Below are 25,345 nucleotides of genomic sequence, written 5' to 3'. Positions count from 1 at the left end.
TCGCCTCCGGTCAGCTGAACGACTTGCCTTCGGCCACCAGCTTCTGGATCAGCGGCGCGGGCTGCCAGAAGCTCGCGTCGTCGCGCGGATTCCTGGCAAAGCGCTTCATCGACTCGGCCACGTTGTACAGGCCGACCTGCGATGCGTAGTGCATCGGGCCACCGCGCCAGATCGGGAAGCCGTAGCCGGTCAAGTACACCATGTCGATGTCGCCGGACTTGGAAGCAATGCCGTCTTCGAGGATGCGCGCGCCTTCGTTGACCAGGGCGTACACCAGGCGCTGAACGATCTCCTCATCGGAAATCTTGCGCGGCGTGATGCCGATTTCCTTGCGGTGGTCCTCGACCATCTTGTTGACCAGATCGGACGGAATCGCGTCGCGCTTGCCCGCCTGGTAGTCGTACCACCCTGCTCCGGTCTTCTGGCCGAAACGGCCCAGTTCGCAGAGCTTGTCAGCCGTGCGGCTGTACTTCATGTCGGCGATCTCGGTCGCGCGACGCTTGCGGATGGCCCAGCCGATGTCGTTGCCGGCGAGGTCGCCCATGCGGAACGGACCCATCGCGAAGCCGAACTTCTCGATCGCCTTGTCCACTTGCTGGGGCGTCGCGCCTTCGTCCAGCAGGAAGCCGGCCTGGCGCGAATACTGCTCGATCATGCGATTGCCGATGAAGCCGTCGCACACGCCGGAGACGACGGCGGTCTTCTTGATCTTCTTGGCCGTGGACATGACGGTGGCGAGCACGTCCTTGGCGGTTTCCTTGCCGCGCACGACTTCGAGCAGCTTCATCACGTTGGCCGGGCTGAAGAAGTGCATGCCGACCACGTCCTGCGGACGCTTGGTGAAAGCGGCGATCTTGTCGACGTCGAGCGTCGAGGTGTTGGAAGCCAGGATGGCGCCAGCCTTGGCGACGCGGTCGAGTTCCTTGAAGACCTTTTCCTTGACGCCGAGTTCTTCGAACACGGCTTCGATGATGAGGTCGGCGTCCTTCAGGTCGTCGTAGTTCAGCGTGGTACTCAACAGTGCCATGCGCTGCTCGTACTTGTCCTGCTTGAGCTTGCCCTTTTTGACCTGTGCTTCGTAGTTCTTCTTGATCGTGGCGATGCCACGATCAAGGGCGTCTTGCTTCATCTCGAGGATCTTCACGGGGATGCCCGCGTTCAGGAAGTTCATCGAGATGCCGCCGCCCATGGTGCCGGCGCCGATCACGCCGACAGCCTTGATGGTGCGCTGGGACGTGTCGTCGGCCACATCGGGAATGCGCGAGGCCGCGCGCTCGGCCATGAACAGATGGCGCAGCGCCATCGATTCGGGCGTGAACATCAGCGCGGTGAAGAGGCGGCGCTCTTCGGCCATGCCGTCGTCGAACTTCATCTTGGTCGCAGCCTGCACGGCATCGACGCACTTGAGGGGCGCGGGGTAGTTCTTCGACATGCCGCCAACCATGTTCTTGGCAAACTGGAAGTAGGCATCGCCTTGCGGGTGCTTGCACGGCAGGTTGCGCACCAGCGGCAGTTCGGCGCCCGTCTTGCCGGCCACCGACTTCGCGAATTCGATCGCCTCGTCGAACACGGATTCGGGCGATGCGGCCAATTTGTCGAACAGCTTCTGGCCGGGCAGCGAGGCGAGCATCTCGCTCTTGACCGCTTCGCCGCTCACGATCATGTTGAGTGCGGTTTCCACGCCGAGTACACGCGGCAGACGCTGCGTGCCGCCGGCGCCGGGCAGCAGGCCCAGCTTGACTTCGGGCAGAGCGACGCTGGCACCGGGTGCGGCCACTCGGTAGTGGCAACCCAGGGCGAGTTCGAGGCCGCCGCCCATGCAGACGGAGTGGATCGCCGCCACGATGGGCTTGGGCGATGCCTCGAGCGCCAGGATCACGCTGAGCAGATTGGGCTCCTGCAGCGCCTTGGGCGTGCCGAATTCCTTGATGTCGGCGCCGCCGGAGAAGGCCTTGCCTGCGCCGGTGATGACGATCGACTTGACGGCCGGGTCGTCGATGGCCTTCGAGAGCCCGTCGGTGATGCCGATGCGCGTCGAGAAACCGAGGCCATTGACCGGGGGATTGGTCATCGTGATCACGGCGACATCGCCGAGCACTTTGTATTCAGCCGTCATGCTGCGTTCCTTTGGGATGGAGAGGATCGAAAAAAGGGTTCGAGGGCGCGACGCACACACTCGGCGCCGGCGCCCTCGCACTTAAAAAGCACGAGTGTTCTTTTTTTGTGAAATTCTAGGCGTTTCCTGTGACCAGGCAACGGCCCCAAGTCGCTGTCGAGACAAATGCAGGAAGCAGTTGGAGGTGGTCAGACCTCCAGCCATTCCTTGCGGGTCGAGGCGTCTGCCCTGAGGCTGTCCGGCGTTCCGTCGAACACGATGCTGCCATGGCCCATCACCAGCGCACGATCGGAGATCTGCATGGCGATGGTCAGCTTCTGTTCGATCAGCAGCACCGAGATGCCCTTGTCTTTGAGGGTGCGCAAGTATTGGCCCACCAGCTCCACGATCTTGGGCGCGAGGCCCTCGGTCGGCTCGTCGATGATGATCAGGTCGGGGTCGCCCATCAGCGTCCGGCACAGGGTCAGCATCTGCTGCTCGCCGCCGGAGAGCACGCCGGCCTCCGTGTGCTGGCGCTCCTTCAGGCGCGGGAACATGCCGTACATGTCGTCGAAGGACCAGCGGCTGCCCTTCCCGCCGCCCTTCTGGCCCAGCAGCAGGTTCTGGTGCACCGTGAGCTTCGGGAAGACGTCCCGGTTCTCGGGCACATAGCCGATGCCGAGGTGCGCGATTTCGTAGGCCTTCCGGCGCAGGATGTCCTGCTCCTTCCAGCGCAGCGTTCCCTCGGCATGCACCAGGCCCATGATGGCCTTGGCCGTGGTCGAGCGACCCGAGCCGTTGCGCCCCAGCAAGGCGACGATTTCGCCGGGGCCGACGTCAAACGAAACACCATGCAACACATGGCTCTTGCCGTAATAGGCGTGGATGTCTTGAAGTTTCAGCATGTCAATGTCCAGCGCCCTGTGCGTCGGCAACTGACGAGCCGAGATAGGCTTCCTGCACACGCGGGTTGGCGCGTACGGCGGCGGGGGTGTCGAAGGCGATGACTTCACCGTAGACCACCACCGCGATCTTGTCGGCGAGGCCGAACACCACGCCCATGTCATGTTCCACCGTCAGCAGCGTCTTGCCGACGGTGACTTGCTTGATCAACGCGATGAAGTGCGCCGTCTCGGATTTGCTCATGCCGGCGGTCGGTTCGTCGAGCAGGATCACGTTGGCGCCGCCGGCGATGGTCACCCCGATTTCCAGTGCGCGCTGTTCGGCATAGGTAAGGTTCACCGCGTGGACGTCGCGCTTCTTGTCGAGGCCGACCTGGTGGATCAACTCCTCCGTTCGCTCGTTGGCGTCGTCGAGGTTCGACAGGAATCGCAGGAAGCTGTAGCGATAGCCCAGGCTCCACAGCACGCCGCAGCGCAGGTTCTCGAAGACGCTGAGCTTCGGAAAGATGTTCGTGATCTGGAAGCTGCGCGACAGCCCCATCCGGTTGATCTCGAACGGCTTCTTGCCGTCGATGCGCTGCCCGTTGAGCAGCACCTCACCGCTGGTCGGTGCGAGCCGCCCGCTGATGAGGTTGAACAACGTCGACTTGCCGGCACCGTTGGGTCCGATGATGCCGATGCGCTCGCCGGCCTCGACGGCCAGGTCGACTCCGCGAATGATTTCGGTCTTTCCGAAATTCTTGCGAAGTCCCTTGAGTTCGAGTGCGTGGGTCATGCGAGCTCCCTCCGCTTGATCTCGGCTTCGATCTCTTCCTGCGCTTGTCCCCAGACTCGCACAAAGCGCCGCCGCACGACCTCGAGCACGGCCAGGCCGATGGCAAGGATGGCCACGGCGCCGGCCCAGCTTGCGAGGCCGGACGTATCGAGCGGCACGCCGAAGAAGTTGAGTTCCGGGCCCAGGGCCGAATTGAGCTGGATGTGATAGATCATTTCGATCAGGGCGGCGGCACCGACCACCACCGGAATGGCCGCAAGCAGCAGGCCGATATACAACTTCCAGAGCCGGTTGAACTTGCCGAACTTCGCGACGCGCAGGTTCATCATGATCAGGCTCGCGATGCCGCCGGGTGCGAACATCACCATGAAGACGAACACCAGACCGAAGTAGAGCTGCCAGGCCTTGGAAAGCTCCGACAGCAGCACTGAAGCGAACACCAGCAGCACCGCGCCGATGATCGGACCGAAGAAGAACACGGCCCCGCCAAGGAAGGTGAAGAGCAGGTAGCCGCCAGAGCGAATGGCGTTCAGGCTGTCGGCGGCATTCACGATCTCGAAGTTGATCGCTGCCAGCCCGCCGCCGATGCCCGCGAAGAAGCCGGCGATGATGAAGGCGAAGTAGCGCACGCGCTGCGTGTTGTAGCCGATGAACTCCACGCGCTCCGGGTTGTCGCGCACCGCGTTCAGGATGCGTCCGAGCGGGGTGCCCGTGAAGGCATACATGAGCGCGGTGCAGATGAAGCAATACACGGCGATCAGGTAGTAGACCTGGATCTGCGGCCCGAAGGTGATGCCGAAGAAGGGCCTGCCGTAGACGCGGTCAGTGGTCACGCCACCCTCTCCGCCGAAGAAGCCGGGGAACATCAGTGCCATCGAGGCCACGAGTTCGCCGATGCCCAGCGTGATCATGGCGAAGGTGGTGCCAGACTTCTTGGTGGTGACGAAGCCCAGGAGGATCGCGAAGAACATGCCGGCCAGGCCGCCCACCACCGGGATCAGCACCAGCGGAATCGGCCAGCCGCCCTTGCCCGCCAGGTTCATCGCGTGGATGGCGATGAAGGAGCCGAGCCCGGTATAGACGGCATGCCCGAAGCTCAGCATGCCGCCCTGTCCGAGCAGGATGTTGTAGCTCAGGCAGATGATGATGAGATAGCCCATCTGCGAGAGCATCGTCAGCGCGAGGCTGGTCTTGAAGATCATCGGCGCGACGATCAGCACGATCGCGAACAGCGACCAGATGAAGTAGCGCCCGATGTTCCAGGGCTTGAAGCGGTAGTACTGCGTGGTCATGGTCAGTCTTCCCGCGTGCCGAGCAAGCCCTTGGGCCTGAAGATCAGAATCAGAACGAGGAACAGGTAGGGAAGGATCGGCGCCACCTGCGAGATCGTGAGATTGAGCAAGGGATAGCCGAAGGTGCTCTCGTTCACCGCAACGCCGATGGCACGCAGGCCGGAGGCCATGGACTGGTCCATCGCCACCGCGAAGGTCTGAATGATCCCGATCAACAACGACGCGAGAAAAGCGCCCGCAAGCGAGCCGAGGCCGCCCACGACGACCACGACGAAGATGATCGAGCCCACCGATGCCGCCATCGCCGGCTCGGTCACGTAGGTGTTGCCGCCGACCACACCCGCGAGCCCGGCAAGCGCGGCGCCGCCGCCGAACACCAGCATGAAGACACGCGGCACGTTGTGCCCGAGCGCTTCGACCATCTCGGGGTGCTTGAGGGCCGCCTGGATGACCAGCCCGATGCGGGTGCGCGTCAGCAGCAGCCACACCGACACCAGCATCAGCAGGGCGACCAGCATGATGAACGAGCGCGACTTGGGAAACTGGGTGCCGAACAGCGTGAAGAGTGGACCCTGCAGCTGCGTCGGAAGCCCGTAAGGCACCGTGGAGCGCCCCCAGACCAGTTGCACCACTTCGAGGATGAGGAAGGACAGACCGAAGGTCACCAGCAGTTCAGGCACATGCCCGAACTTGTGCACGCGCCGGAGGCTGTAGCGTTCGAAGGCCGCGCCCAGCGCGCCCACCAGCAGCGGCGCGATGAACAGTGCCGGCCAGAAGCCGATGATGCCGGAGAGCGTGTAGGCCACGTAGGCCCCGAGCATGTAGAAACTGGTGTGCGCGAAATTGAGCACGCCCATCATGCTGAAGATCAGTGTCAGGCCAGAACTCAGCATGAACAACAGCAAGCCGTAGCTCACGCCGTTGAGCAGCGAGATGACGAAGAATTCGACGTTCATCGGTCCTCGAGGTCACGTAAGAAAAGAAAAAGGCCCGAGTTTTGAAGTCGGGCCTCGACCGGTCTGTTTTCCGCAGGGGAATCAGGGGCTCGGCCGCTTCATTTCGCACGAGGTGGGCGTGCTGGCGACGTAGGGCTCGTAGTACTTGACCGGCACGAAGGTGTAGCCCGTGCCTTCTGAGTCGATCGGGTACTTGCCGCCCGCCTTGTCCCACTTGGTGATGTAGAGACCCTGCTGCAACTGGTGGTCAGCCTTGCGCACCTCGACGTCCCCATTGAAGCTCTTGAACCTCAAACCTTCCAGCGCCGCAGCCACCTTGACCGGATCGGTCGACTTGGCCTTGACAAAACCGTCGGTGAGCATCTGCAGCGTCGTGTAGGCCGCCGACGTATACAGGTCTTCCTTGAACTTCTTGTTGAAGGCCACGGTCAGGCGTTCGAAATCGCCGCCCATGTTGTAGTGGCCGTAACCGACTTGATACACCTTGCCGGCCGATGCAGCGCCCATGGCTGTCGGCGTGCCGCTCACGGTGCCGTAGTAGGTGTAGAACTTGACGTTGTTCAAGCCGGCGTCGTTGGCGGCCTTGATCAGCAACGACAGGTCGGAACCCCAGTTGCCGGTGATCACGGTGTCGGCGCCCGATGCCTTGATCTTGGCGACGTACGGCGCGAAGTCGCGCACTTGCGCCAGCGGATGCAGGTCCTCGCCGACGATCTGCACGTCAGGCCGCTTGCGTGCCAGGTTCTCCTTGGCGAACTTCACGACCTGCACGCCGTGCGCATAGTTCTGGTTGATCAAGTAGACCTTCTTGACGTCGGGCTGGTCCTTCATAAAGGTTGTCAGCGCTTCCATCTTCATGGAGGTGTCGGCATCCATGCGGAAGTGCCAGTAGCTGCACTTGCTGTTGGTCAGGTCGGGATCGACTGCAGCGTAGTTGACGTACAGCATTTCCTTGCCCGGATTGCGGGCGTTGTTCTTTTCGAGCGCGTCGATGATCGCCAGCGCGGCGCCCGAGCCGTTGCCCTGCACGACGTAGCGCGCACCCTGGTCCTGGGCCGAGCGCAGCGCGCTGGTGGTTTCCTGCGGGCTGAGCTTGTTGTCGATGCCGATGATCTCGAACTTGACGCCGGCGGCGTTCTTCTTGTTGAACTCTTCGGCCAGGAACTGGAAGGTCTTGAGCTGGTTGGTTCCGACCGCGGCCATCAAGCCCGACAGCGGGTCGAGCCAGGCGATCTTCACGGTTTCACCCTTTTGAGCCAGAGCGCCTGTGGCGGTGGCTGCGAGGACGGCGGCGGTTGCAATTTTCAGAGCGAATTTCATTCCGTATCTCCTGGTCATACTGTCAGTGCGAGGCGAGGTTACAAGCCTTTGGAACCTCGCCCGTCAGGGATTGCCCGTAAGAAATCGGCCGCGAGGGCCGTTTCTATCACCCATGCGACAGAGCGCATCTGGATGGTGCTACCGGCCGGTAGGATTCTTCCGAAATCCAGCTCAGACGCCGGGCAGCTTGTAGTCACGCAGCAGCTCGCGCAGCCGGGTCTTCAGGATCTTGCCGGTCGCGCCGATCGGGATCGCCTCGACGAACACCACGTCGTCGGGAATCTGCCACTTGGCTGTCTTGCCTTGATAGAAGGCCAGCAGTTCGTCTCGCGAGACCTCGGCGCCCGGCTTTTTCACGATCGCGACGATCGGCCGCTCATCCCACTTGGGATGCGCGACGCCGATGCAGGCCGCCATCGCGACGCCCGGATGCGCCACCGCGATGTTCTCGATGTCGATCGAGCTGATCCACTCGCCGCCGGACTTGATCACGTCCTTGCTGCGGTCGGTGATCTGCAGGAAGCCGTCGACATCGATGGTCGCGACGTCACCGGTGGGGAACCAGCTGCGCCCCTGCGCATCCTGGATCAACGGGTCGCCACCCTCCCCCTTGAAGTATTCCTTGACCACCCACGGGCCCTTGACCAGCAGGTCGCCATACGCTTTGCCGTCCCAAGGCAAGTCCTTGCCGTCGCCGTCGACGATCTTCATGTCCACGCCGAAAATCGCGCGCCCCTGCTTCATGCGGATTGCGGTCTGCTGCTCCGGCGACATGTCGAGGTGCTTGTTCTTCAGCGTGCAGAGCGTACCGAGCGGCGACATCTCGGTCATGCCCCAGGCATGCAGCACCTCCACCCCGTATTGCTGCTGGAAAGCGTTGATCATGGCCGGCGGACAGGCGGAGCCACCGATCACCGTCCGCTTGAGCGTCGAGAACTTGAGCCCGTTGGCCTGCAGGTGGCCCAACAGCATCTGCCACACGGTCGGCACGCCGGCCGCGAAAGTCACCTTCTCGGATTCGAGCAGCTCATAAACCGACTTGCCGTCGAGCGCCGGGCCGGGAAACACCAGCTTGGCGCCGACCAGCGCGGCCGAGTACGGAATGCCCCAGGCGTTGACGTGGAACATCGGCACGACCGGCAGCACCGAGTCGCGGGCCGACAGCGTCATCACGTCCGGCAGCGCGGCGGCGTAGGCGTGCAGCAGCGTGGAGCGATGGCTGTAGAGCGCCGCCTTGGGATTGCCCGTGGTGCCGCTCGTGTAGCACATGCTCGATGCGGAGTTCTCGTCGAAGCTCGGCCACGGGTATTCCGTGGAGCGCTGGCCCATCCAGGCTTCGTAGCTCACCAGGTTGGGCACGCCGCTGTCGGCCGGCAGCTTGTCGGCATCGCACAGGGCGATCCATTTCCTGACAGTGGTGCACTTGGCGTGTACCGCTTGCACGAGCGGCAGGAAGGTCAGGTCGAAGCACAGGATCTGGTCTTCCGCATGGTTCGCGATCCAGGCGATCTGATCGGGATGGAGCCGCGGATTGATGGTGTGCAGGACGCGGCCGGATCCGCTCACACCGTAATAGAGCTCGAGGTGGCGATAGCCATTCCAGGCCAGGGTGGCGACGCGGTCGCTGAAGAGCAGTTGCTCGTCGTCCAGGGCGTTGGCAACCTGGCGCGACCGCGCGGCGATCTCCCGCCATGTCGAGCGGTGGATGTCGCCCTCGACCCGCCGCGACACGATCTCGGCGTCGCCGTGGTGACGTTCGACGAACTCGATCAGCGACGAGATCAGCAACGGTTGGTCCTGCATCAAACCCAGCATCTATTGGCTCCTGTGGAAATGGACTTCGAAAATTGAGGGCCAATGCGATGTGACCATCGGTTGCCCCGTGACGACCATGAGGTTCGCTTAGTTTCGGCTCGTCACACAATGTCAGAAACCCGGAGTGCTCGGTCCGAAAACGGCAGTTGGCCCGTATGGGACGGGGTTGGCGCCCGTGCGGGACAATCCACCCCCATGAGCATGCTTGCAGACGAAGAGGATGTCGTTGACCTTGGCCTGCGCTGGACCCCGGGGTTTTCAGCGCTGGGCCCTGGATTTTTCACTGAACTCGACCCCAGACCATTGCCCGAGCCCTATTGGGTCGGCCGCAGCGCGGCAGTCGCGCGCGAACTCGGCCTGGACGAATCCTGGCTGTATTCGGCCGAAGGGCTGGCGGCCTTCACGGGCAACGTGGCGATCGCTGGAGTGCGGCCGCTGGCGACCGTCTACAGCGGCCATCAATTCGGCGTCTGGGCCGGCCAGCTTGGCGATGGCCGGGCCATCCTGCTGGGCGAAACCGCCGGCGGGCTGGAAATTCAGCTCAAGGGCAGCGGCCTGACGCCGTACTCCCGCATGGGTGACGGACGGGCCGTGCTGCGGTCGAGCATCCGGGAGTTCCTGTGCAGCGAGGCGATGCATGCGCTGGGCATTCCGACCACGCGCGCGCTGTGCGTGACCGGCTCGGACGCCCGCGTGCGCCGCGAGGAACTCGAGACTGCCGCCGTCGTCACGCGCGTAGCGCCCAGCTTCGTTCGCTTCGGGCATTTCGAGCACTTCGCCGCCAACCAGCGCGACGACGAACTCCGCGCCCTGGCCGACTACGTCATCGACCGCTACTACCCTGCCTGCCGCGCGACATCACGCTTCAATGGCAACGCCTACGCCGCGCTGCTGGAGGCGGTGAGCGAACGCACGGCAGCGCTGCTCGCTCAATGGCAGGCGGTCGGTTTTTGCCATGGCGTGATGAACACCGACAACATGAGCATCCTCGGGCTCACCATCGACTACGGGCCCTTCCAGTTCCTCGACGGCTTCGATCCGCGCCATATCTGCAACCACAGCGACACGGCCGGCCGATATGCCTACAACCAGCAGCCCAATGTGGCGTACTGGAATCTCTTCTGCCTCGCACAGGCGCTGCTGCCGCTGATCGGCGATCAGGAAGTCGCGGTCGCGGCATTGGAGTCGTACAAGACCGTCTTCCCCAGCGAATTCGAGGCTCGCATGCGTTCCAAGCTCGGCCTTGTCGACACTGTGGATTCCGATCGCGCACTGATCGAGGGCGTGCTCAAGCTGCTGGCGCAGGAAAAGGTCGACTACACGATCTTCTGGCGTCGTCTGTCCGGGCACGTCGCAGGTGACAATCCGGACTCGGTGCGCGATCTTTTCATCGACCGGGCGGCCTTCGATACCTGGCTGCAATCGTTTTCGGAGCGCCGCGCGCCGACCTCGGCGGCGCAGTCGGCAGACCTGATGCTCAAGACCAATCCCAAATTCGTGCTGCGGAACCACTTGGGTCAGCAGGCGATCGAAGCGGCGCAGCAAAAGGACTTTGCCGGCGTCTCCACCTTGCTTGCGCTGCTCGAAACCCCATTTGAAGAGCACCCCGGCCACGACGCCTTCGCCGGATTCCCGCCCGACTGGGCCTCCACCATCGAGATCAGCTGCTCATCATGACTTCTCCCATCCAGAAGACCGACGCCGAATGGAATGCCATCCTCGCCGAGAAAGGTGCCGAGCGCGGCGCCTTCGAGGTTACGCGCCACGCTGCCACGGAGCGCCCTTTTACCGGCAAATACGAAGCCCACTGGGAAGACGGCACCTACCACTGCATCTGCTGCGGCGCCAAGCTGTTCGAGTCAGCGACCAAGTTCGACGCCGGCTGCGGATGGCCCAGCTTTTCGCAGGAAGCCGTGCCGGGCGCGATCCGAAACATCGTCGACCGTTCGCACGGCATGGTGCGCACCGAAAATGTGTGCGCGAATTGCGGTGCCCATCTGGGACATGTGTTCCCTGACGGCCCGACCGAAACCGGCCTGCGCTACTGCATGAACTCGGCCTCGCTGGATTTTCAAAAGCGCGAGACGGACTGAACTCAAACATGAAACTGATCCTCGACTTCTTCCCGATCCTGCTGTTCTTTGGCGCTTTCAAGCTCTACGACATCTACACCGCAACCGGCGTGCTGATGGCAGGCACAGTCATCCAGATGGCCATCATCTGGTTCACCGAGCGCAAGTTGCTGCCAATGCAGAAGGCCACGCTGGTGTTGATCCTGCTATTCGGAACGCTCACACTCGTGCTGCACGACGATCGCTTCATCAAGTGGAAGCCGACCGTGCTCTACGGCGCGATGGCGCTGGCGCTGGCCGTGGCGCTGTGGGGATTCAGGAAGAACTTCCTCAAGATGCTGCTGGGCGCGCAACTGGAGTTGCCGACGCACATCTGGGGACGCCTCAACGTGGCGTGGATCGCGTATTGCCTCTTCATGGCCGTCATCAACGGTTATGTGGCGGCGTATTTCAGCACCGAGGCATGGGTCAACTTCAAGCTGTGGGGCTATGTGTTCCCGATCGTCTTCCTGGTCGCACAGGGCCTCTATATCTCTCCGTACCTCAAGTCTGACAAGCCCGCAGCATGAGCCTTCCGACCTCCAAGGATCTTGAGGTGCGTCTGCGCGATGCACTTCAGCCCACCGTGCTCGAAGTGATCGACGAAAGCGCCTCGCACGCCGGTCACGCTGGTGCAGGACCGGAGGGCTATGGCACGCATTTCAGGGTGCGCATCGCCTCCCCGCTGTTCGCCGGCAAGCCCCGCGTGGCGCGCCATCGGCTTGTGTATGATGCGCTGCAACTTTTCATCGCACAGGGCCTTCACGCGATTGCCATCGAGACGCTTTGAAGCGCTTTGATCTTTCCCCGCCTCCTCTGTGCGGCGAAAAACTCCCCCCTTTCAATACAAGCGCTTTCCAAAACAACTGCGCGTTTTCTCCTCCAGGACCGAGGCTCCCTCTATGAAGAAACACATCTTGCAGGCCGTCGCGGCCGCCGTACTCGTTGGCGCCCTGCCCGTCGCTGCCTTTGCGCAGAATGCGGCCATCGTCAACGGCAAGCCGGTGCCGAAGGCACGCATGGACGTGCTGGCGCAGCAACTCGCTGCGGCGGGTCGCCCGGTCACGCCGGAAATGCAGAGCCAGCTGCGCGAAGAAGTGATCGCGCGTGAAGTCTTCATGCAAGAGGCCCAGAAGCAAGGCCTGGACGCCACGGACGACTACAAGAACCAGCTCGAACTGGCCCGCCAGGCCATCCTGATCCGCCAGCTGTTCGAGAACTTCCGCAAGACCAACGCCGTCTCCGACGCCGACGTGCAGGCCGAATACGACAAGTTCGTCGCAGCCAACAGCGGCAAGGAATTCAAGGCCCGCCATATCCTGGTCGCCACAGAAGACGAAGCCAAGAAGATTCTGGCCGAACTCAAGAAGGGTGCGAAGTTCGAAGACATCGCAAAGAAGCAAAGCAAGGATCCGGGATCGGGTGCGAACGGCGGCGACCTGGACTGGGCGGCGCCTGCGAGCTTCGTCCCCGAGTTCTCGGAAGCGATGATCAAGCTCAAGAAGGGCGAGACGACTGCCGCGCCGGTCAAGTCGCAGTTCGGCTATCACATCATCCGCGTGGATGACATTCGCCAGGCGCAACTGCCGAAGGTCGAAGAGGTCAAGCCGCAGATCACGCAACAGCTGCAACAGCAGCGCCTGCAGAAGTATCAGGAAGACCTGCGCGCGAAGGCAAAGGTCGAATAATTGGCACTCCCCCAGGTTGGCTCACTTCGTGTAGCCGCCCACCCCCTCGCCGGGGGCAACACCAGCAGCCCGGCTAGGCCGGTTCAGCGGTGTTTCTCGAACAAGAAAAAGGCGGCCCTTGGGCCGCTTTTTCGTTGGGCGCTGGTGCTCAATCCACCCATTTTCTGGCGTTGCGCCAGATCCGCATCCAGGGGCTGAATTCGCTCTTGTCGCTTGATGTCCAGCTCATTTGAATGTTTCGGAACACGCGCTCGGGGTGAGGCATCAGCGCGGTGAAACGTCCATCGGCGGTGGTCACGGAGGTGAGGCCGCCTGCGCTGCCATTCGGATTGAACGGATAACGCTCGGTCGCCTGGCCGAGGTTGTCGACGAAGCGCATCGCGGCGATCGCTTTGGCCGGGTCGCCACGGTGCTTGAAGTTGGCATAGCCCTCGCCGTGCGCCACTGCGATCGGCAGGCGGCTGCCGGCCATGCCGGCGAAGAAGAGGCTGGGCGAATCGAGCACTTCGACCATCGACAGCCGGGCCTCGAAACGCTCGCTCTGATTGGTCGTGAAGCGCGGCCAGGCTTCGGCGCCGGGGATGATGTCGGCCAGTTCGGCGAACATCTGACAGCCATTGCAGACGCCGAGGCCGAAGGTGTCGTCCCGACCGAAGAAGCCCTTGAATTGATCCGCCAGCTTCGGGTTGAAAGTGATGCTGCGCGCCCAGCCGATGCCGGCGCCCAGCGTGTCGCCGTAGCTGAAGCCGCCGCAAGCGACCACGCCCTTGAAATCAGCGAGGTCTGCCCTGCCCATCTGCAGGTCCGTCATGTGGACGTCGTAGGCCTCGAAGCCTGCTTCGGTGAAGGCGTAGGCCATTTCGACGTGCGAGTTGACGCCCTGCTCCCGCAGGATTGCGACCTTGGGCCTGGCGAGATTCAGGAAGGGCGCCGCAACGTTCTCGGCCACTCCGGCCGCCAGCACCACGAGCGCGCCAGGGTCTTGCGGATCTCCGGCCGCGGCGTGTTCGGCATCGGCACATTCGGGGTTGTCGCGCTCGCGGCAGATCTTCCAGCTGACCGAATCCCAGACCTGATGCAGGTCGCTGAGATTGGCGCTGAAGACGGACTTGGCGTCGCGCCACACCTCGACCTTGCCCTTGCCGGCGTCCATGGTCGAGCTGGCGAGGCGGGTCTTGCCGACGAAGTGGCTGTGCGTGCTGAGGCCGTGGGCACGCAGTGTCTGCATGACCTCGTTGCGTTCGGCCGTCCGCACCTGGAGCAGCATGCCGAGCTCTTCGTTGAAGAGCGCCTTGAGCGTGAGTTCCTCGCGGCGGGCACTGACCTGGCCGGCCCAGTTCTTCGCATCTCCGTATTCGGCACGGCTGTCGCTGATACCGTCGCCCTCGGTGACCAGCAGGTCGACATTGAGCGCCACGCCGACGTGTCCGGCAAAGGCCATCTCGCACGCAGCTGCGAACAGGCCTCCGTCGCTGCGGTCGTGCATTGCGAGGATCTTGTCCTCGGCGCGCAGCGCATTGACCGCCGCGACCAGCTTGACCAGATCTTGCGGATCGTCCAGGTCGGGCACCGTATCGCCGCTCTGCGCGAGAGTCTGCGCCAGGATGCTGCCGGCCATGCGGTGCTGGCCGCGGCCGAGGTCGACGAGCACCAGCGTGGTATCGGGCTCGTTGGCGTCGAGCTGCGGCGTGAGCGTGCCGCGCACATCGGCCAGCGTGGCGAAGGCGCTCACGATCAGGCTGACCGGCGACGTGACCTTCTTCTGCTCGCCGCCATCCTGCCATTGCGTGCGCATCGACAGCGAGTCCTTGCCGACCGGGATCGAGATGCCGAGCGCCGGGCACAGTTCAAGGCCCACTGCCTTGACGGTCTCGTAGAGCGCGGCGTCCTCGCCCGGCTCGCCGCAAGCGGCCATCCAGTTGGCCGACAGCTTGACCCTCGACAGCTCGATGGGCGCTGACAGCAGATTGGTGATGGCCTCGCCCACCGCCATGCGGCCAGAGGCAGGTGCATCGATGGCCGCGAGCGGGGTGCGCTCGCCCATGCTCATCGCCTCGCCCGCAAAGCCCTTGTAGTCGGCCAGCGTCACTGCGCAATCAGCCACGGGCACTTGCCAGGGGCCGACCATCTGGTCGCGATGGCTGAGCCCGCCCACGGTGCGGTCGCCGATCGTGATGAGGAAGCGCTTGGATGCGACGGTGGGATGCGACAGCACGTCGATCGCGGCCTTCTGCAGGTCGACGCCCGTGAGGTTCAGTGGCTTGAAGCGGCGCTCGACGGTCTTCACGTCGCGCAGCATCTTGGGCGGCTTGCCGAGCAGCACGTCCATCGGCATGTCGACTGGCTGCGCCTCGGCACCTTCGTCGGCCACGAGCAGTTGGCGAGCCTCCGTCGCGACGCCGACCACAGAGAACGGGCAGCGCTCGCGTTCGCAGAAGGCGCGGAACTGCTCGAGCGATTCCGGTGCGATGGCCAGCACGTAGCGCTCCTGGCTTTCGTTGCACCAGATTTCCTTCGGCGCCATGCCCGATTCCTCGAGCGGCACGGCGCGCAGGTCGAAGCGTGCGCCCCTCCCGGCGTCGTTGGTGAGCTCGGGGAAGGCATTGCTCAGGCCGCCGGCGCCCACGTCGTGGATCGCGAGGATGGGGTTGGCGTCGCCCTGCTGCCAGCAATGGTTGATGACTTCCTGCGCACGGCGCTCGATCTCCGGGTTGCCGCGTTGCACCGAATCGAAGTCCAGTTCGGCCGCATTGGCGCCGGTCGCCATCGAACTCGCCGCGCTGCCGCCCATGCCGATGCGCATGCCGGGCCCGCCCAGCTGGATCAGCAAGGCACCGGCCGGAAACTGGATCTTTTTGGTCTGCTTGGCGTCGATGCTGCCGAGCCCGCCCGCGATCATGATCGGCTTGTGATAGCCGCGCTGCACGGTGTCGCCGTCGCTGGTGATGGCCTGTTCGTATTCTCGGAAGTAGCCAAGCAGGTTAGGCCGGCCGAATTCGTTGTTGAACGCGGCGCCGCCCAGCGGGCCCTCGGTCATGATCTGCAGCGGGCTCGCAATTTGGCCCGGCTTGCCGTAGCTGCCCTCTTCCGGCCAGAGCTTTGAGACAGTGAAGCCGGTCAGGCCCGCCTTCGGCTTCGAGCCGCGCCCGGTGGCGCCCTCGTCGCGGATCTCGCCGCCCGCGCCGGTCGATGCGCCCGGGAAAGGCGAGATGGCCGTCGGGTGGTTGTGCGTCTCGACCTTCATGAGCACGTGGCTCAGGGCGTTCTGCTTTTCGTAGCTGCCCGACTCCGAGGCGGCTACAAAGCGCTCGATCTGCGTGCCTTCCATCACCGAGGCGTTGTCGGCATAGGCGATGACCGTGTGCTGCGGGCTCTGGCGCTCGGTGTGCCGGATCATCGAGAACAGGCTCTGCGGCTGCGACTGACCGTCGATGATGAAGTCGGCGTTGAAGATCTTGTGGCGGCAGTGCTCGCTGTTGGCCTGCGCGAACATCATCAGCTCGACGTCGCTCGGATTGCGGCCGAGCCGGGTGAAGGCGTCGACCAGATAGTCGATCTCATCCTCCGCCAGTGCGAGTCCGAAGTTCTTGTTGGCCTCGACCAGCGCGGCGCGGCCACCACCCTGCACGTCGACCTGCGCCATCGGCTGGGCCGGCAACTCGGCGAAGAGATTGGCGGCCTGGTCCAGCTGGGCCAGGACCGATTCAGTCATTCGGTCATGCAGCAGATCGCCAACGGCGGCGAGCTTGTCGCCTTCCAGCGTGGCGGCCTTGCCCAGGGCCTTGTCGAGCAGCGGCGCCTTCAGGGTCAGGTGGTATTCGGTGACGCGCTCGACGCGGCGCAGCGCGAGTCCGCAGTTGTGCGCGATGTCGGTCGCCTTGGAGGCCCAGGGCGACACCGTGCCCAGCCGCGGGGTGACGACGATGGTCGGCCCGGACCTGGCCGGGGCGACGAAGGGCTCGCCATAACCCAGCAGCGCGGCGAAACGCTCGCGTCCGGCCGCGTCCAATGCCGTCTCGGTGACGACCAGATGCACGAAGCGGGCGCTCAGGCCCTCGATGCGCGGATCGACGGCCTGCAGCCGGGGCAGGAGCTGGCGGGCCCGGAACTCGCTGAGCGCGCTGCCGCCCTCGAAGAAAGTCACCACAGGGGGCGCGGAATGGGAAAGCGGATTCACGGGCAACGTCACAGTCGGATCGGCCGGGCGGCCGCGTTGAGAATGAAGAAATCGAGGCGGCGGCCGCTGACTGGGGCCATCCGCGCTAACCCTGAATTTTAACGGCTCCGATGGGATAATTCCCGGCATGAGCATTACCTACAAAGACGCCGAAGGCGTGGCCGGCATGCGCGTGGCCTGCCGCCTCGCCTCCGAAGTGCTGGACTACATCACTCCGCACATCAAGCCCGGCGTGACCACCAACGAAATCGACAAGCTCGCCCACGACTACATCACGCAGGTCCAGGGCGCGATCCCGGCCCCCCTCAACTACATGGGCGCCAGCAGCGTGCCCTACCCCAAGTCGATCTGCACCTCGGTCAACCACGTGGTGTGCCACGGCATCCCGAACGACAAGCCGCTCAAGAAGGGCGACATCGTCAATTGCGACATCACCGTCATCAAGGACGGCTGGCACGGCGACACCAGCCGCATGTTCATCGTCGGCGACGCTTCCATCGCGGCCAAGCGCCTGTGCGCCTTCACCTACGAGGCGATGTGGCACGGCATCGTCAAGGTCAAACCGGGCGTTCGCCTGGGCGACATCGGCTTCGCGATCCAGCGTTTTGCCGAGAGCAACGGTTTCTCGGTGGTGCGCGAGTTCTGCGGCCACGGCATCGGCCGCGGCTTCCATGAAGAGCCGCAGGTGCTGCACTACGGCAAGCCCGGCACGCTCGAGGAACTCAAGCCCGGCATGACCTTCACCATCGAACCGATGATCAACGCCGGCAAGCGCGACATCAAGGAAGACGCCAAGGGCGGACAGTACGACGGCTGGACCATCGTCACACGCGACCATTCGCTGTCGGCGCAGTGGGAACACACGGTGCTGGTCACCGACACCGGCTACGAAGTGCTCACGCTGTCGGCAGGCAGCCCGCCGACCCCCGCGTTCGTCAGCGCCGCGGCTTGACGCAGCGCCGGCCTTTCAGGGCGCTCATGGTGGACATCCCATCGTTGCGTGACGCCTACCGGACGCACAAGCTGGCCCTGTTCGATCAGCTGCGCAGCGCGCGTGCGCCCGCGCGCAGCGTCCACACGGTGCTGCGCCAGCTCGCCGCCCTGGCCGACGAGACCCTGAGCGCGCTGTGGTCGGACGCCGGATTCGGCAACCAGCTTGCGCTGGTCGCGGTCGGCGGTTTCGGACGGGGCGAACTCTTCCCCTACTCGGACGTCGACGTGCTGCTGCTGTTGCCCGAGGGACACGGGGCGGACATCGACCCTGCGCGGCTCGAAGCCTTCATCGGCCACTGCTGGGATGCGGGACTCGAGATCGGCTCCAGCGTCCGCACGGTCGCCGAATGCCTGGCCGAGGCCGCCAAGGACGTGACGGTACAGACCTCGCTGCTCGAATCGCGCCTGGTCGTCGGCGACAAGAAGCTCTACACCGCGTTTCGCAAGAACTTCCTTGCGGCCATGGACCCGCAGGCCTTCTTCACCGCCAAGTCGCAGGAGATGCGGCACCGGCACCAGAAGTTCGAGAACACGCCGTACGCACTCGAACCCAATTGCAAGGAATCTCCCGGCGGCCTGCGCGACCTGCAGACCATCCTGTGGATGACCAAGGCCGCTGGCTTCGGCAACCGATGGGACGACCTCGCCAAGAACGGCCTGGCCACCACCTTCGAGATCCAGCAGATCAAGCGCAACGAGGCGCTGCTGTGCCTGATCCGCGCGCGTCTGCACGTCACGGCCAACCGGCGCGAAGACCGTCTGGTGTTCGACCTGCAGACCGCCGTGGCCGCCACCTTCGGGTACGTCGGCGAATCGCAGCGCAAGGCGAGCGAGGCGCTGATGCGCCGCTACTACTGGGCGGCCAAGGCGGTCACGCAGCTCAACCAGATCCTGCTGCTCAACATCGCCGATCGACTGCAGCCGCAGGCCGAGGAGCCGACGCCCATCAACGAGCGCTTCTTCGAAAAGGCCGGACTGATCGAGGTCGCGAGCGACGACCTCTACCTGAAGGATCCGCACGCGATCCTCGAAACCTTCCTGCTCTACCAGAAGACCATCGGCGTCAACGGCCTGTCGGCCCGGACGCTGCGCGCCCTCTACAACGCGCGCCATGTCATGGACAGCAAGTTCCGCAACGACCGCGTGAACCACATGACCTTCATGCGCATGCTGCTGGAGCCACGCGGCATCACGCATGCACTCCGGCTCATGAACCAGACATCGGTGCTCGGCCGCTACCTGCGCGTGTTCCGCAGCATCGTGGGGCAGATGCAGCATGACCTGTTCCATGTCTACACGGTCGACCAGCACATCCTGATGGTGGTGCGCAACGTGCGCCGCTTCTTCATTGCCGAGCATGCGCACGAGTACCCCTTCTGCTCGCAGCTCGCCGCCGGCTGGGACAAGCCCTGGATCCTGTACATCGCGGCGCTCTTCCATGACATCGCCAAAGGCCGCGGCGGCGACCATTCGACGCTGGGCGCGCGCGACGTGCGGCGCTTTTGCCGGCAGCACGAGATTCCGCGCGAAGACGCCAAGCTCATCGAGTTCCTGGTCTCGGAGCACCTGGTGATGAGCCAGGTCGCGCAGAAGCAGGACTTGGGCGACCCGGAGGTGATCGGCACCTTCGCCAAGCGGGTCGGCAACGAGCGCTACCTGACGGCCCTCTACCTGCTCACCATCGCCGACATCCGGGGCACCTCGCCGCGCGTGTGGAACGCGTGGAAGGGCAAGCTCCTCGAAGACCTCTACCGCTACACTCTGCGCGCCTTCGGCGGGCGCATGCCCGACCCCGGCGCGGAGACCGAGTCGCGCAAGCGCGAGGCCCTGGTCCAACTCGCGCTGCATGCCGAGCCGCTGGATGCGCACAAGGCGCTGTGGGAGACGCTCGACGTCGGCTACTTCATGCGTCACGACGCGTCGGAGATCGCCTGGCACGCCAAGCAGCTGTCTCGCCACGTGCCGCATCCGGGCGTGCCGATCGACCCCCAGACCCCGCCCATCGTGCGCGCCCGGCTTTCGCCGGTGGGCGAAGGGTTGCAGGTGGTGGTCTACACGCCCGACCAACCCGACCTGTTCGTGCGCATCTGTGGCTATTTCGACCAGTCGTCGTTCAGCATTCTGGATGCCAAGGTGCACACGGCGACCAACGGCTTCGCGCTCGATACCTTCCAGGTGGTTACCACCTTCATCCCCGAGCACTATCGCGACCTGATCAACATGGTCGAGGCCGGCCTGACCAAGACGCTGACCGAAGCGGGCCCCCTGCCCGCACCGAGCAAGGGCCGCGTATCCCGCCGGGTGCGCAGCTTCCCGATCAAGCCTCGCATCAGCCTGCTGCCCGACGAGAAGGCGCAGCGCTGGCTGCTCAACATCTCGGCGAGCGACCGGGCGGGCCTGCTGTATTCAGTGGCGCGCGTGCTGGCGCGCCACCATCTGAACCTGCAACTCGCCAAGATCACGACGCTCGGCGAGCGTGTCGAGGACACGTTCTTGATCAGCGGGCCCGAGCTGCAAGGGCAGCGGGCCCAACTGGCGATCGAGACGGAGTTGCTCGACGCGCTGGCAGCCTGAGGAGCAGGACTTGGACGCGACGCCGCTGCGCCTGAATCCCGGCGACGACCTGCGCCGCACGCTCGATGCAGCGCTGGCATTGCACGGCTGTGCAGCCGCATTCGTCGTTGCGGGCATTGGCAGCCTGAGCGCCGCACGCCTGCGCTTTGCCGGCGTCGAGACGCCGGAGGCGCTCGCGGGTGACCTGGAAATCCTCACACTCTCCGGCACCCTGTCTCCCGACGGATCGCACCTGCACATGAGCGTCGCCGACGCGCAAGGCCAGATATTCGGCGGCCATGTCGCGCCCGGCTGCGTGGTGCGAACGACCGCCGAAGTGCTGGTGGCGTGGCTGCCGGAATGGCGATTGACTCGCGAGTTTGATGCGGCCACCGGCTACGCCGAACTGACCATCCGCAAAGCCGAAGATCGCTAGTCGCGCCCTGCCGCCAGCCGCCGCTCCAGCCACACGCTGTAGCGCGACAACCCGAAACAAAGCACCCAGTAGACCAGCGCGATGAACAGGTAGCCCTCGAGGTAGAAGGGCCGCCACGTCGGGTCGCCACCGAGCGCGAGACCCAGCGCGCCCGTCAGCTCGAACAGGCCCACCACCGTGACGAGCGAGGTGTCCTTCAGCGTGCCGACCACGTTGTTGGTCAGCGCCGGCACGACGAGGCGCAGCGCTTGCGGCAGCACGATGTCGCGCTGCACCGGCCAGCGGCCGAAGCCGAGCGCCATCGCGACCTCCGTCTGTCCGCGCGGCACCGCCTGCAGGCCGCCGCGGATGATCTCGGCCAGATAGGCCGCGACGAACAGCGAAAGTCCCGCGAGCACACGCAGCAGCACGTCGGGCTGCCATCCCGCGGGCCACAACAGCGGCAGGAGGAACGAGGCCATGAACAGGACCGAGATCAGCGGCACGCCGCGCACCAGCTCGATGTACGTCGCGCAAAGGGTGCGCACCACCGGCCATTGCGACCGCCGGCCCAGCGCCAGCAGCAGCGCCAGCGGAAAGGCAAGGGCAAGCCCGACCACCGCCAGCCCGATGGTCAGCGGCAAGCCGCCCCAGCGATTGGTGGGCACCAGTTCCAGGCCGAGGACGCCGCCGCGCATCATCACGACGAAGAACGCGAGCACCACGACCCACAACGGAAACAACCACCACCGCCAAGTACGCGGCCAGGCGCTGAGAATGGTGGTCAGCGACAGCACGGTGACGGCGATCGCCGGTCGCCACTGGTCCTCATAGGGATAGCGGCCGAACAGGATCGGCCGCCACTTCTCGGCGATCACACCCCAACACGCGCCATGCTGCACCGCGCGGCAGGCTTCCGCGTCGGGACGGAACACGGCGTGCAACACCGCCCAGTCCACCGCGTGATAGCCGGCCCAGGCGAACAGGAGCATCAGCACGATCGTCGAAACCCCGCGAACTGGCGAGCCCCACAGTTCCTTGCGCCATGCGATGGCCTGGTGTGTCGCGCCGATCAACGCCAGCCTCTCAGCGCGACGCGCGTGTTGTATCGATTCATTCCGGCCGAGATGACAAGCGACAGCGCGAGATACACGACCATGATCACGGCAATGCATTCGAACGCTCGGCCCGTCGAATTGAGCGAGGTATTGGCGATCGATACCAGCTCCGGATAGCCCACCGCCACGGCCAGCGACGAGTTCTTCGTCAGGCTCAACAACTGATTGGTCAGCGCCGGCACGATCACGCGCAAGGCCTGCGGCATCACCACCAGCCGCAGTTGCTGCCACGACGACAGGCCGAGCGCCTGCGCCGCGAGCTTCTGGCCCTGCGACACGGAGGTGATCCCGGCACGCACGATCTCCGCAACGAAGGCCGCGGTGTAGAGCGCCAGCGCGATCACGACCGCGAGGTATTCCGGACTCAATGCCGCGCCGCCGCTCACGTTGAAGCTGCCGCGCTCGGGCCATTCGAAGTGGCTGGGCCACACGGCGCCCTCATCCGCGACCGGCCACGGCATCGAGAGCCCTCCCTTGCTGAGCCAGAAGCCCGGCAACAGTTCGAGCGGCTCCGTCGAATCAGGCAGCAGTTGCGTCAGCGCGAAGTACAGCATCAGCAATTGCACCAGCAGCGGAACATTGCGCACCGTCTCGACGTAGGCACCGCACAGGCCCCGCACGAGCACATGCGGGGCGAGACGGCCGATGCCGATCAGCGTCCCCAGCAGGACCGCCATGACGGCTGCAGGAACCGCCGCGCGAATGGTATTGATCAGTCCGGCAAGAAAGGCTCGCCAGAAGGGCTGGCCCGCGTGGAAGTCGAGCCAGCCTTCGGAGATCTCGAATCCGGCAGGCTGCAGGAGAAAGTCGAACCCGGATCGCACACCGCGCGCGCGCAGCACTTCGAGCGCATGGTGAACGAGCCAGAAAGCGCCACCCGCCACCACCGCAATCAGCAACGCCTGTGCCGCCCAGGCCAGCCAGACGCCGCGGCGCCCATCGGGCGCCGGACCGATGTCCGAGCGGCCCGGCGCCGCGCTCATCGCACCGGCAATCCGTACATCAGCCCGCCCTTGTTCCACAGATTGTTCGTTCCGCGCGGCAGCTTGAGCACCGACTTCGGTCCGACATTGCGCTCGAAGATTTCACCGTAGTTGCCCACCGCCTTGATCGCGCGGTAGGACCAATCCTTGTCCAGGCCCAGCAGCTTGCCCAGGTCATCGCCGGTGCCGACCAGGCGCTGTTGCGCAGGGTCCTTGCTGCCTGCCTTGAGCTCGTCGATGTTGGCCTGGGTGACGCCGTACTCCTCGGCCTCGATCAGCGCATTGGGCACCCACTTGGCAATGGCGAACCATTCGTCGTCGCCACGGCGCACCAGCGGTGCGAGGGGCTCCTTCGAGATCAGTTCGGGAAGGATGACGTAGTCGTCCGGGTTGGGCGCCTCCTTGTTGCGCAGGCCCGCGAGCGCCGAGGTGTCCGTGGTGAAGGCCTGGCAACGGCCGGCGAAGAAGGCCTTGAACGAGGCTTCGAAGCTCTCGAACACGACCGTCTTGACCGGGATGTTCTGTGCCTTGAAATAGTCGGCGACATTTTTCTCGTTGGTGGTGCCCGACTGGGTGCAGATGGTGGCGTTCTTGAGTTGCTTGGCGCTCGTCACCTTGATCTTCTTCGGCACCAGGAAGCCTTGGCCGTCGTAGTAAGTGATGGTCGTGAAATGAAAGCCGAGCGATGCGTCACGCGTCAGCGTCCAGGTGGTGTTGCGCGCCAGGATGTCGATCTCGCCGGCCTGCAGGGCCGAGAAGCGCTGCTGCGAGTTCAGCGGCACGAACTCCACCTTCTTGCCATCGCCCAGCACTGCCGCCGCGATGGCGCGGCAGGTGTCGACATCCAGCCCCGACCAGTTGCCCTGCGTGTCGGGCGCCGAGAAACCGGCCACGCCGTTGGTCACGCCGCACTTGACCGTGCCGCGTTGCTTGACCGCGTCGAGTGTCTTGCCCGCAAAGGCCGGTGCGGCCACGAAGGCCAGGGCGGCGGCGGCAGCGGCAAGTGCCGGACGGAAGCATTGATTCATTCTGGGATCCTCTTCTCTCTCTTCGAAATGGAAGCAGCGGGCAGTTTACGGGCGGCCGCCGGAGTCTGCCAAAGAACCTTCGGTCGGAAGCAAATTCGCCGGAACGCCCTCCTTATCGACCACAATCGCGCCTGATTTTTCAACTGAAAGGCTTTCTCATGATCCGTTCCGACGACACCGGCAAACTCGTTCTGCGCCTCGCCCTCGGCATCCTGATCCTGCTGCACGGCATCGCCAAGATCACAGGCGGGGTCGGCGGCATCGCAGGCATGCTCACTTCCCATGGGCTGCCCGCTGCGCTGGCCTATCTGGTCTTTATCGGCGAAATCGTTGCACCGGTCCTGATGATCGTAGGCATCTACACGCGTCCGGCAGCGTGGATCACGGTCATCAACATGCTGGTCGCCATCTGGCTCGTGCACCTCAAGGACATCGGATCGCTCGGCAAGTCTGGCGGCTGGGCCCTGGAGTTGCAGGGATTGTTCCTGTTTGCCGCCTTGGCAGTCGCCCTCCTCGGCGCCGGTCGCTTTAGCGTCGGCGGCACCAGCGGCAAGTACAACTGAAGGGACTGGCGGCGGGGGGCGTCAGTCGTCCTCGCCCGCATCGAGTCCTGGAAACAGGACCTCGGTGTAGCCAAAGCGCGAGAAATCGCGCATCCGCATCGGGTAGAGCTTGCCCAGCAGGTGGTCCACCTCGTGTTGAACGACCCGGGCGTGGAACCCGCTCACGGTGCGGTCGATCGGGTCGCCAAACGGGTCGAAGCCCGTGTACCGGATGTTGGCAAAGCGCGGCACCACGCCGCGCAGGCCCGGCACCGACAGACACCCTTCCCAGCCCTCTTCTTCCTCGACGCCGATCGGTGTGATGATGGGGTTCACGAGCACCGTTCGCGGCACGACCGGCGCGTCCGGATAGCGCGGATTGACGGTGTCGGTCCCGAAGATCACGACCTGCTGGTCGACCCCTATCTGGGGCGCGGCCAGACCGGCGCCATTGACGACATGCATGGTCTCGAACATGTCGCGCACCAGCAGGTGCAGTTCGTCGGTATCGAAGGCAGCAACCGGCCGCGCAACGCGCAGCAGGCGGGGGTCGCCCATCTTGAGGATTTCACGAATGGCCAT

Annotated in this window: 21 protein-coding genes; 9 read left to right on the top strand and 12 right to left on the bottom strand. The window is 64.4% G+C overall.

All coding sequences use genetic code 11. From position 1 onward, the window contains the following. Positions 1 to 10: 10 nt before the first annotated feature. From QTI04_RS22010 to QTI04_RS21980, 7 genes are all read right to left on the bottom strand, one after another. Entirely contained in the window at positions 11 to 2,116 is a 2,106-nt protein-coding gene (locus QTI04_RS22010) for a 3-hydroxyacyl-CoA dehydrogenase NAD-binding domain-containing protein (RefSeq protein ID WP_286617575.1), read from the bottom strand. A 188-nt stretch (positions 2,117 to 2,304) separates the two neighbouring features. Then, positions 2,305 to 3,000 (bottom strand): ABC transporter ATP-binding protein, encoded by a 696-nt coding sequence (locus tag QTI04_RS22005; protein ID WP_286598341.1) that lies wholly within the window; start codon positions 2,998 to 3,000, stop codon positions 2,305 to 2,307. 1 nt (position 3,001) lies between these two features. Beyond that, positions 3,002 to 3,772, bottom strand: coding sequence for an ABC transporter ATP-binding protein (locus QTI04_RS22000; RefSeq protein WP_286598339.1), 771 nt, complete (start codon positions 3,770 to 3,772; stop codon positions 3,002 to 3,004). Next, positions 3,769 to 5,064: a branched-chain amino acid ABC transporter permease gene (locus QTI04_RS21995; RefSeq protein WP_286617574.1), complete on the bottom strand. Its 1,296-nt coding sequence runs from the start codon at positions 5,062 to 5,064 to the stop codon at positions 3,769 to 3,771. The genes QTI04_RS22000 and QTI04_RS21995 overlap by 4 nt, the downstream gene beginning before the upstream one ends. Positions 5,065 to 5,066: 2 nt before the next feature. Beyond that, positions 5,067 to 6,020 carry a branched-chain amino acid ABC transporter permease gene (locus QTI04_RS21990; RefSeq protein ID WP_286598337.1) on the bottom strand — a complete coding sequence of 318 codons (954 nt, stop codon included), beginning with the start codon at positions 6,018 to 6,020 and terminating at the stop codon, positions 5,067 to 5,069. Positions 6,021 to 6,101: 81 nt separating this feature from the next. Beyond that, positions 6,102 to 7,340 carry a branched-chain amino acid ABC transporter substrate-binding protein gene (locus tag QTI04_RS21985; protein WP_286617573.1) on the bottom strand — a complete coding sequence of 413 codons (1,239 nt, stop codon included), beginning with the start codon at positions 7,338 to 7,340 and terminating at the stop codon, positions 6,102 to 6,104. 171 nt (positions 7,341 to 7,511) lie between these two features. Further along, positions 7,512 to 9,155, bottom strand: a complete 1,644-nt coding sequence (locus QTI04_RS21980) for a 3-(methylthio)propionyl-CoA ligase (protein ID WP_286598335.1) — start codon at positions 9,153 to 9,155, stop codon at positions 7,512 to 7,514. A 195-nt stretch (positions 9,156 to 9,350) separates the two neighbouring features. Between QTI04_RS21980 and QTI04_RS21975 the strand changes: the two genes are divergently transcribed. The 5 genes from QTI04_RS21975 (at position 9,351) to QTI04_RS21955 (ending at position 12,954) form a co-directional block, all read left to right on the top strand. After that, positions 9,351 to 10,832, top strand: a complete 1,482-nt coding sequence (locus tag QTI04_RS21975; RefSeq protein WP_286617572.1) for a YdiU family protein — start codon at positions 9,351 to 9,353, stop codon at positions 10,830 to 10,832. Continuing rightward, positions 10,829 to 11,248: a peptide-methionine (R)-S-oxide reductase MsrB gene (gene msrB, locus QTI04_RS21970; RefSeq protein ID WP_286598333.1), complete on the top strand. Its 420-nt coding sequence runs from the start codon at positions 10,829 to 10,831 to the stop codon at positions 11,246 to 11,248. The genes QTI04_RS21975 and msrB overlap by 4 nt, the downstream gene beginning before the upstream one ends. 8 nt (positions 11,249 to 11,256) lie before the next feature. Continuing rightward, the gene (locus tag QTI04_RS21965; protein WP_286598331.1) at positions 11,257 to 11,796 is read left to right on the top strand and encodes a septation protein A; all 540 of its coding nucleotides are present in this window, start codon (positions 11,257 to 11,259) and stop codon (positions 11,794 to 11,796) included. Then, positions 11,793 to 12,056 carry a BolA family transcriptional regulator gene (locus tag QTI04_RS21960; protein ID WP_286598330.1) on the top strand — a complete coding sequence of 88 codons (264 nt, stop codon included), beginning with the start codon at positions 11,793 to 11,795 and terminating at the stop codon, positions 12,054 to 12,056. The genes QTI04_RS21965 and QTI04_RS21960 overlap by 4 nt, the downstream gene beginning before the upstream one ends. A gap of 112 nt (positions 12,057 to 12,168) precedes the next feature. Beyond that, positions 12,169 to 12,954: a peptidylprolyl isomerase gene (locus QTI04_RS21955; RefSeq protein WP_286598329.1), complete on the top strand. Its 786-nt coding sequence runs from the start codon at positions 12,169 to 12,171 to the stop codon at positions 12,952 to 12,954. Positions 12,955 to 13,102: 148 nt separating this feature from the next. On the opposite strand, the gene purL is transcribed toward QTI04_RS21955, so the two are convergent. Then, positions 13,103 to 17,131 (bottom strand): phosphoribosylformylglycinamidine synthase, encoded by a 4,029-nt coding sequence (gene purL, locus QTI04_RS21950; RefSeq protein WP_286617571.1) that lies wholly within the window; start codon positions 17,129 to 17,131, stop codon positions 13,103 to 13,105. 127 nt (positions 17,132 to 17,258) lie between these two features. Here purL and map point away from each other — a divergent pair, with 127 nt between their 5' ends. From map to QTI04_RS21935, 3 genes are read left to right on the top strand one after another with little or no spacing between them, the layout of a single operon-like run. Then, complete coding sequence (map, locus tag QTI04_RS21945; protein WP_286598326.1) at positions 17,259 to 18,083, top strand: type I methionyl aminopeptidase; 825 nt, start codon at positions 17,259 to 17,261, stop codon at positions 18,081 to 18,083. Between the two features lie 26 nt (positions 18,084 to 18,109). Further along, on the top strand, positions 18,110 to 20,698 hold the full coding sequence (locus tag QTI04_RS21940) for a [protein-PII] uridylyltransferase (RefSeq protein ID WP_286617570.1): 2,589 nt from the start codon (positions 18,110 to 18,112) through the stop codon (positions 20,696 to 20,698). A gap of 10 nt (positions 20,699 to 20,708) precedes the next feature. Further along, a complete protein-coding gene (locus QTI04_RS21935) occupies positions 20,709 to 21,113 on the top strand; it encodes a PPC domain-containing DNA-binding protein (RefSeq protein WP_286598323.1) in 405 nt (134 codons plus the stop codon). Here the strand turns inward: QTI04_RS21935 and QTI04_RS21930 are convergent. The 3 genes from QTI04_RS21930 to QTI04_RS21920 are packed head-to-tail and all read right to left on the bottom strand — an operon-like array spanning position 21,110 to position 24,221. After that, positions 21,110 to 22,168 carry an amino acid ABC transporter permease gene (locus QTI04_RS21930; RefSeq protein ID WP_286617569.1) on the bottom strand — a complete coding sequence of 353 codons (1,059 nt, stop codon included), beginning with the start codon at positions 22,166 to 22,168 and terminating at the stop codon, positions 21,110 to 21,112. The genes QTI04_RS21935 and QTI04_RS21930 overlap by 4 nt on opposite strands. Beyond that, positions 22,165 to 23,193: an amino acid ABC transporter permease gene (locus QTI04_RS21925; protein WP_286617568.1), complete on the bottom strand. Its 1,029-nt coding sequence runs from the start codon at positions 23,191 to 23,193 to the stop codon at positions 22,165 to 22,167. Before QTI04_RS21925 ends, QTI04_RS21930 begins: the two co-directional genes overlap by 4 nt. Continuing rightward, positions 23,190 to 24,221 (bottom strand): amino acid ABC transporter substrate-binding protein, encoded by a 1,032-nt coding sequence (locus QTI04_RS21920; protein ID WP_286598320.1) that lies wholly within the window; start codon positions 24,219 to 24,221, stop codon positions 23,190 to 23,192. The genes QTI04_RS21925 and QTI04_RS21920 overlap by 4 nt, the downstream gene beginning before the upstream one ends. Before the next feature lie 158 nt (positions 24,222 to 24,379). On the opposite strand from QTI04_RS21920, the gene QTI04_RS21915 reads away from it, so the two are divergent. Then, positions 24,380 to 24,784: a DoxX family protein gene (locus QTI04_RS21915; protein WP_286598318.1), complete on the top strand. Its 405-nt coding sequence runs from the start codon at positions 24,380 to 24,382 to the stop codon at positions 24,782 to 24,784. A gap of 21 nt (positions 24,785 to 24,805) precedes the next feature. Here QTI04_RS21915 and def read toward each other — a convergent pair whose 3' ends face one another. Continuing rightward, positions 24,806 to 25,345 (bottom strand): peptide deformylase, encoded by a 540-nt coding sequence (gene def / locus QTI04_RS21910; protein WP_286598317.1) that lies wholly within the window; start codon positions 25,343 to 25,345, stop codon positions 24,806 to 24,808.

Source organism: Variovorax sp. J22R115 (assembly GCF_030317005.1).
Classification (GTDB): Bacteria; Pseudomonadota; Gammaproteobacteria; order Burkholderiales; family Burkholderiaceae_C; genus Variovorax.
Note: the sequence above shows the minus strand (reverse complement) of the source record. Positions and strands in the feature narration are given on the sequence as shown.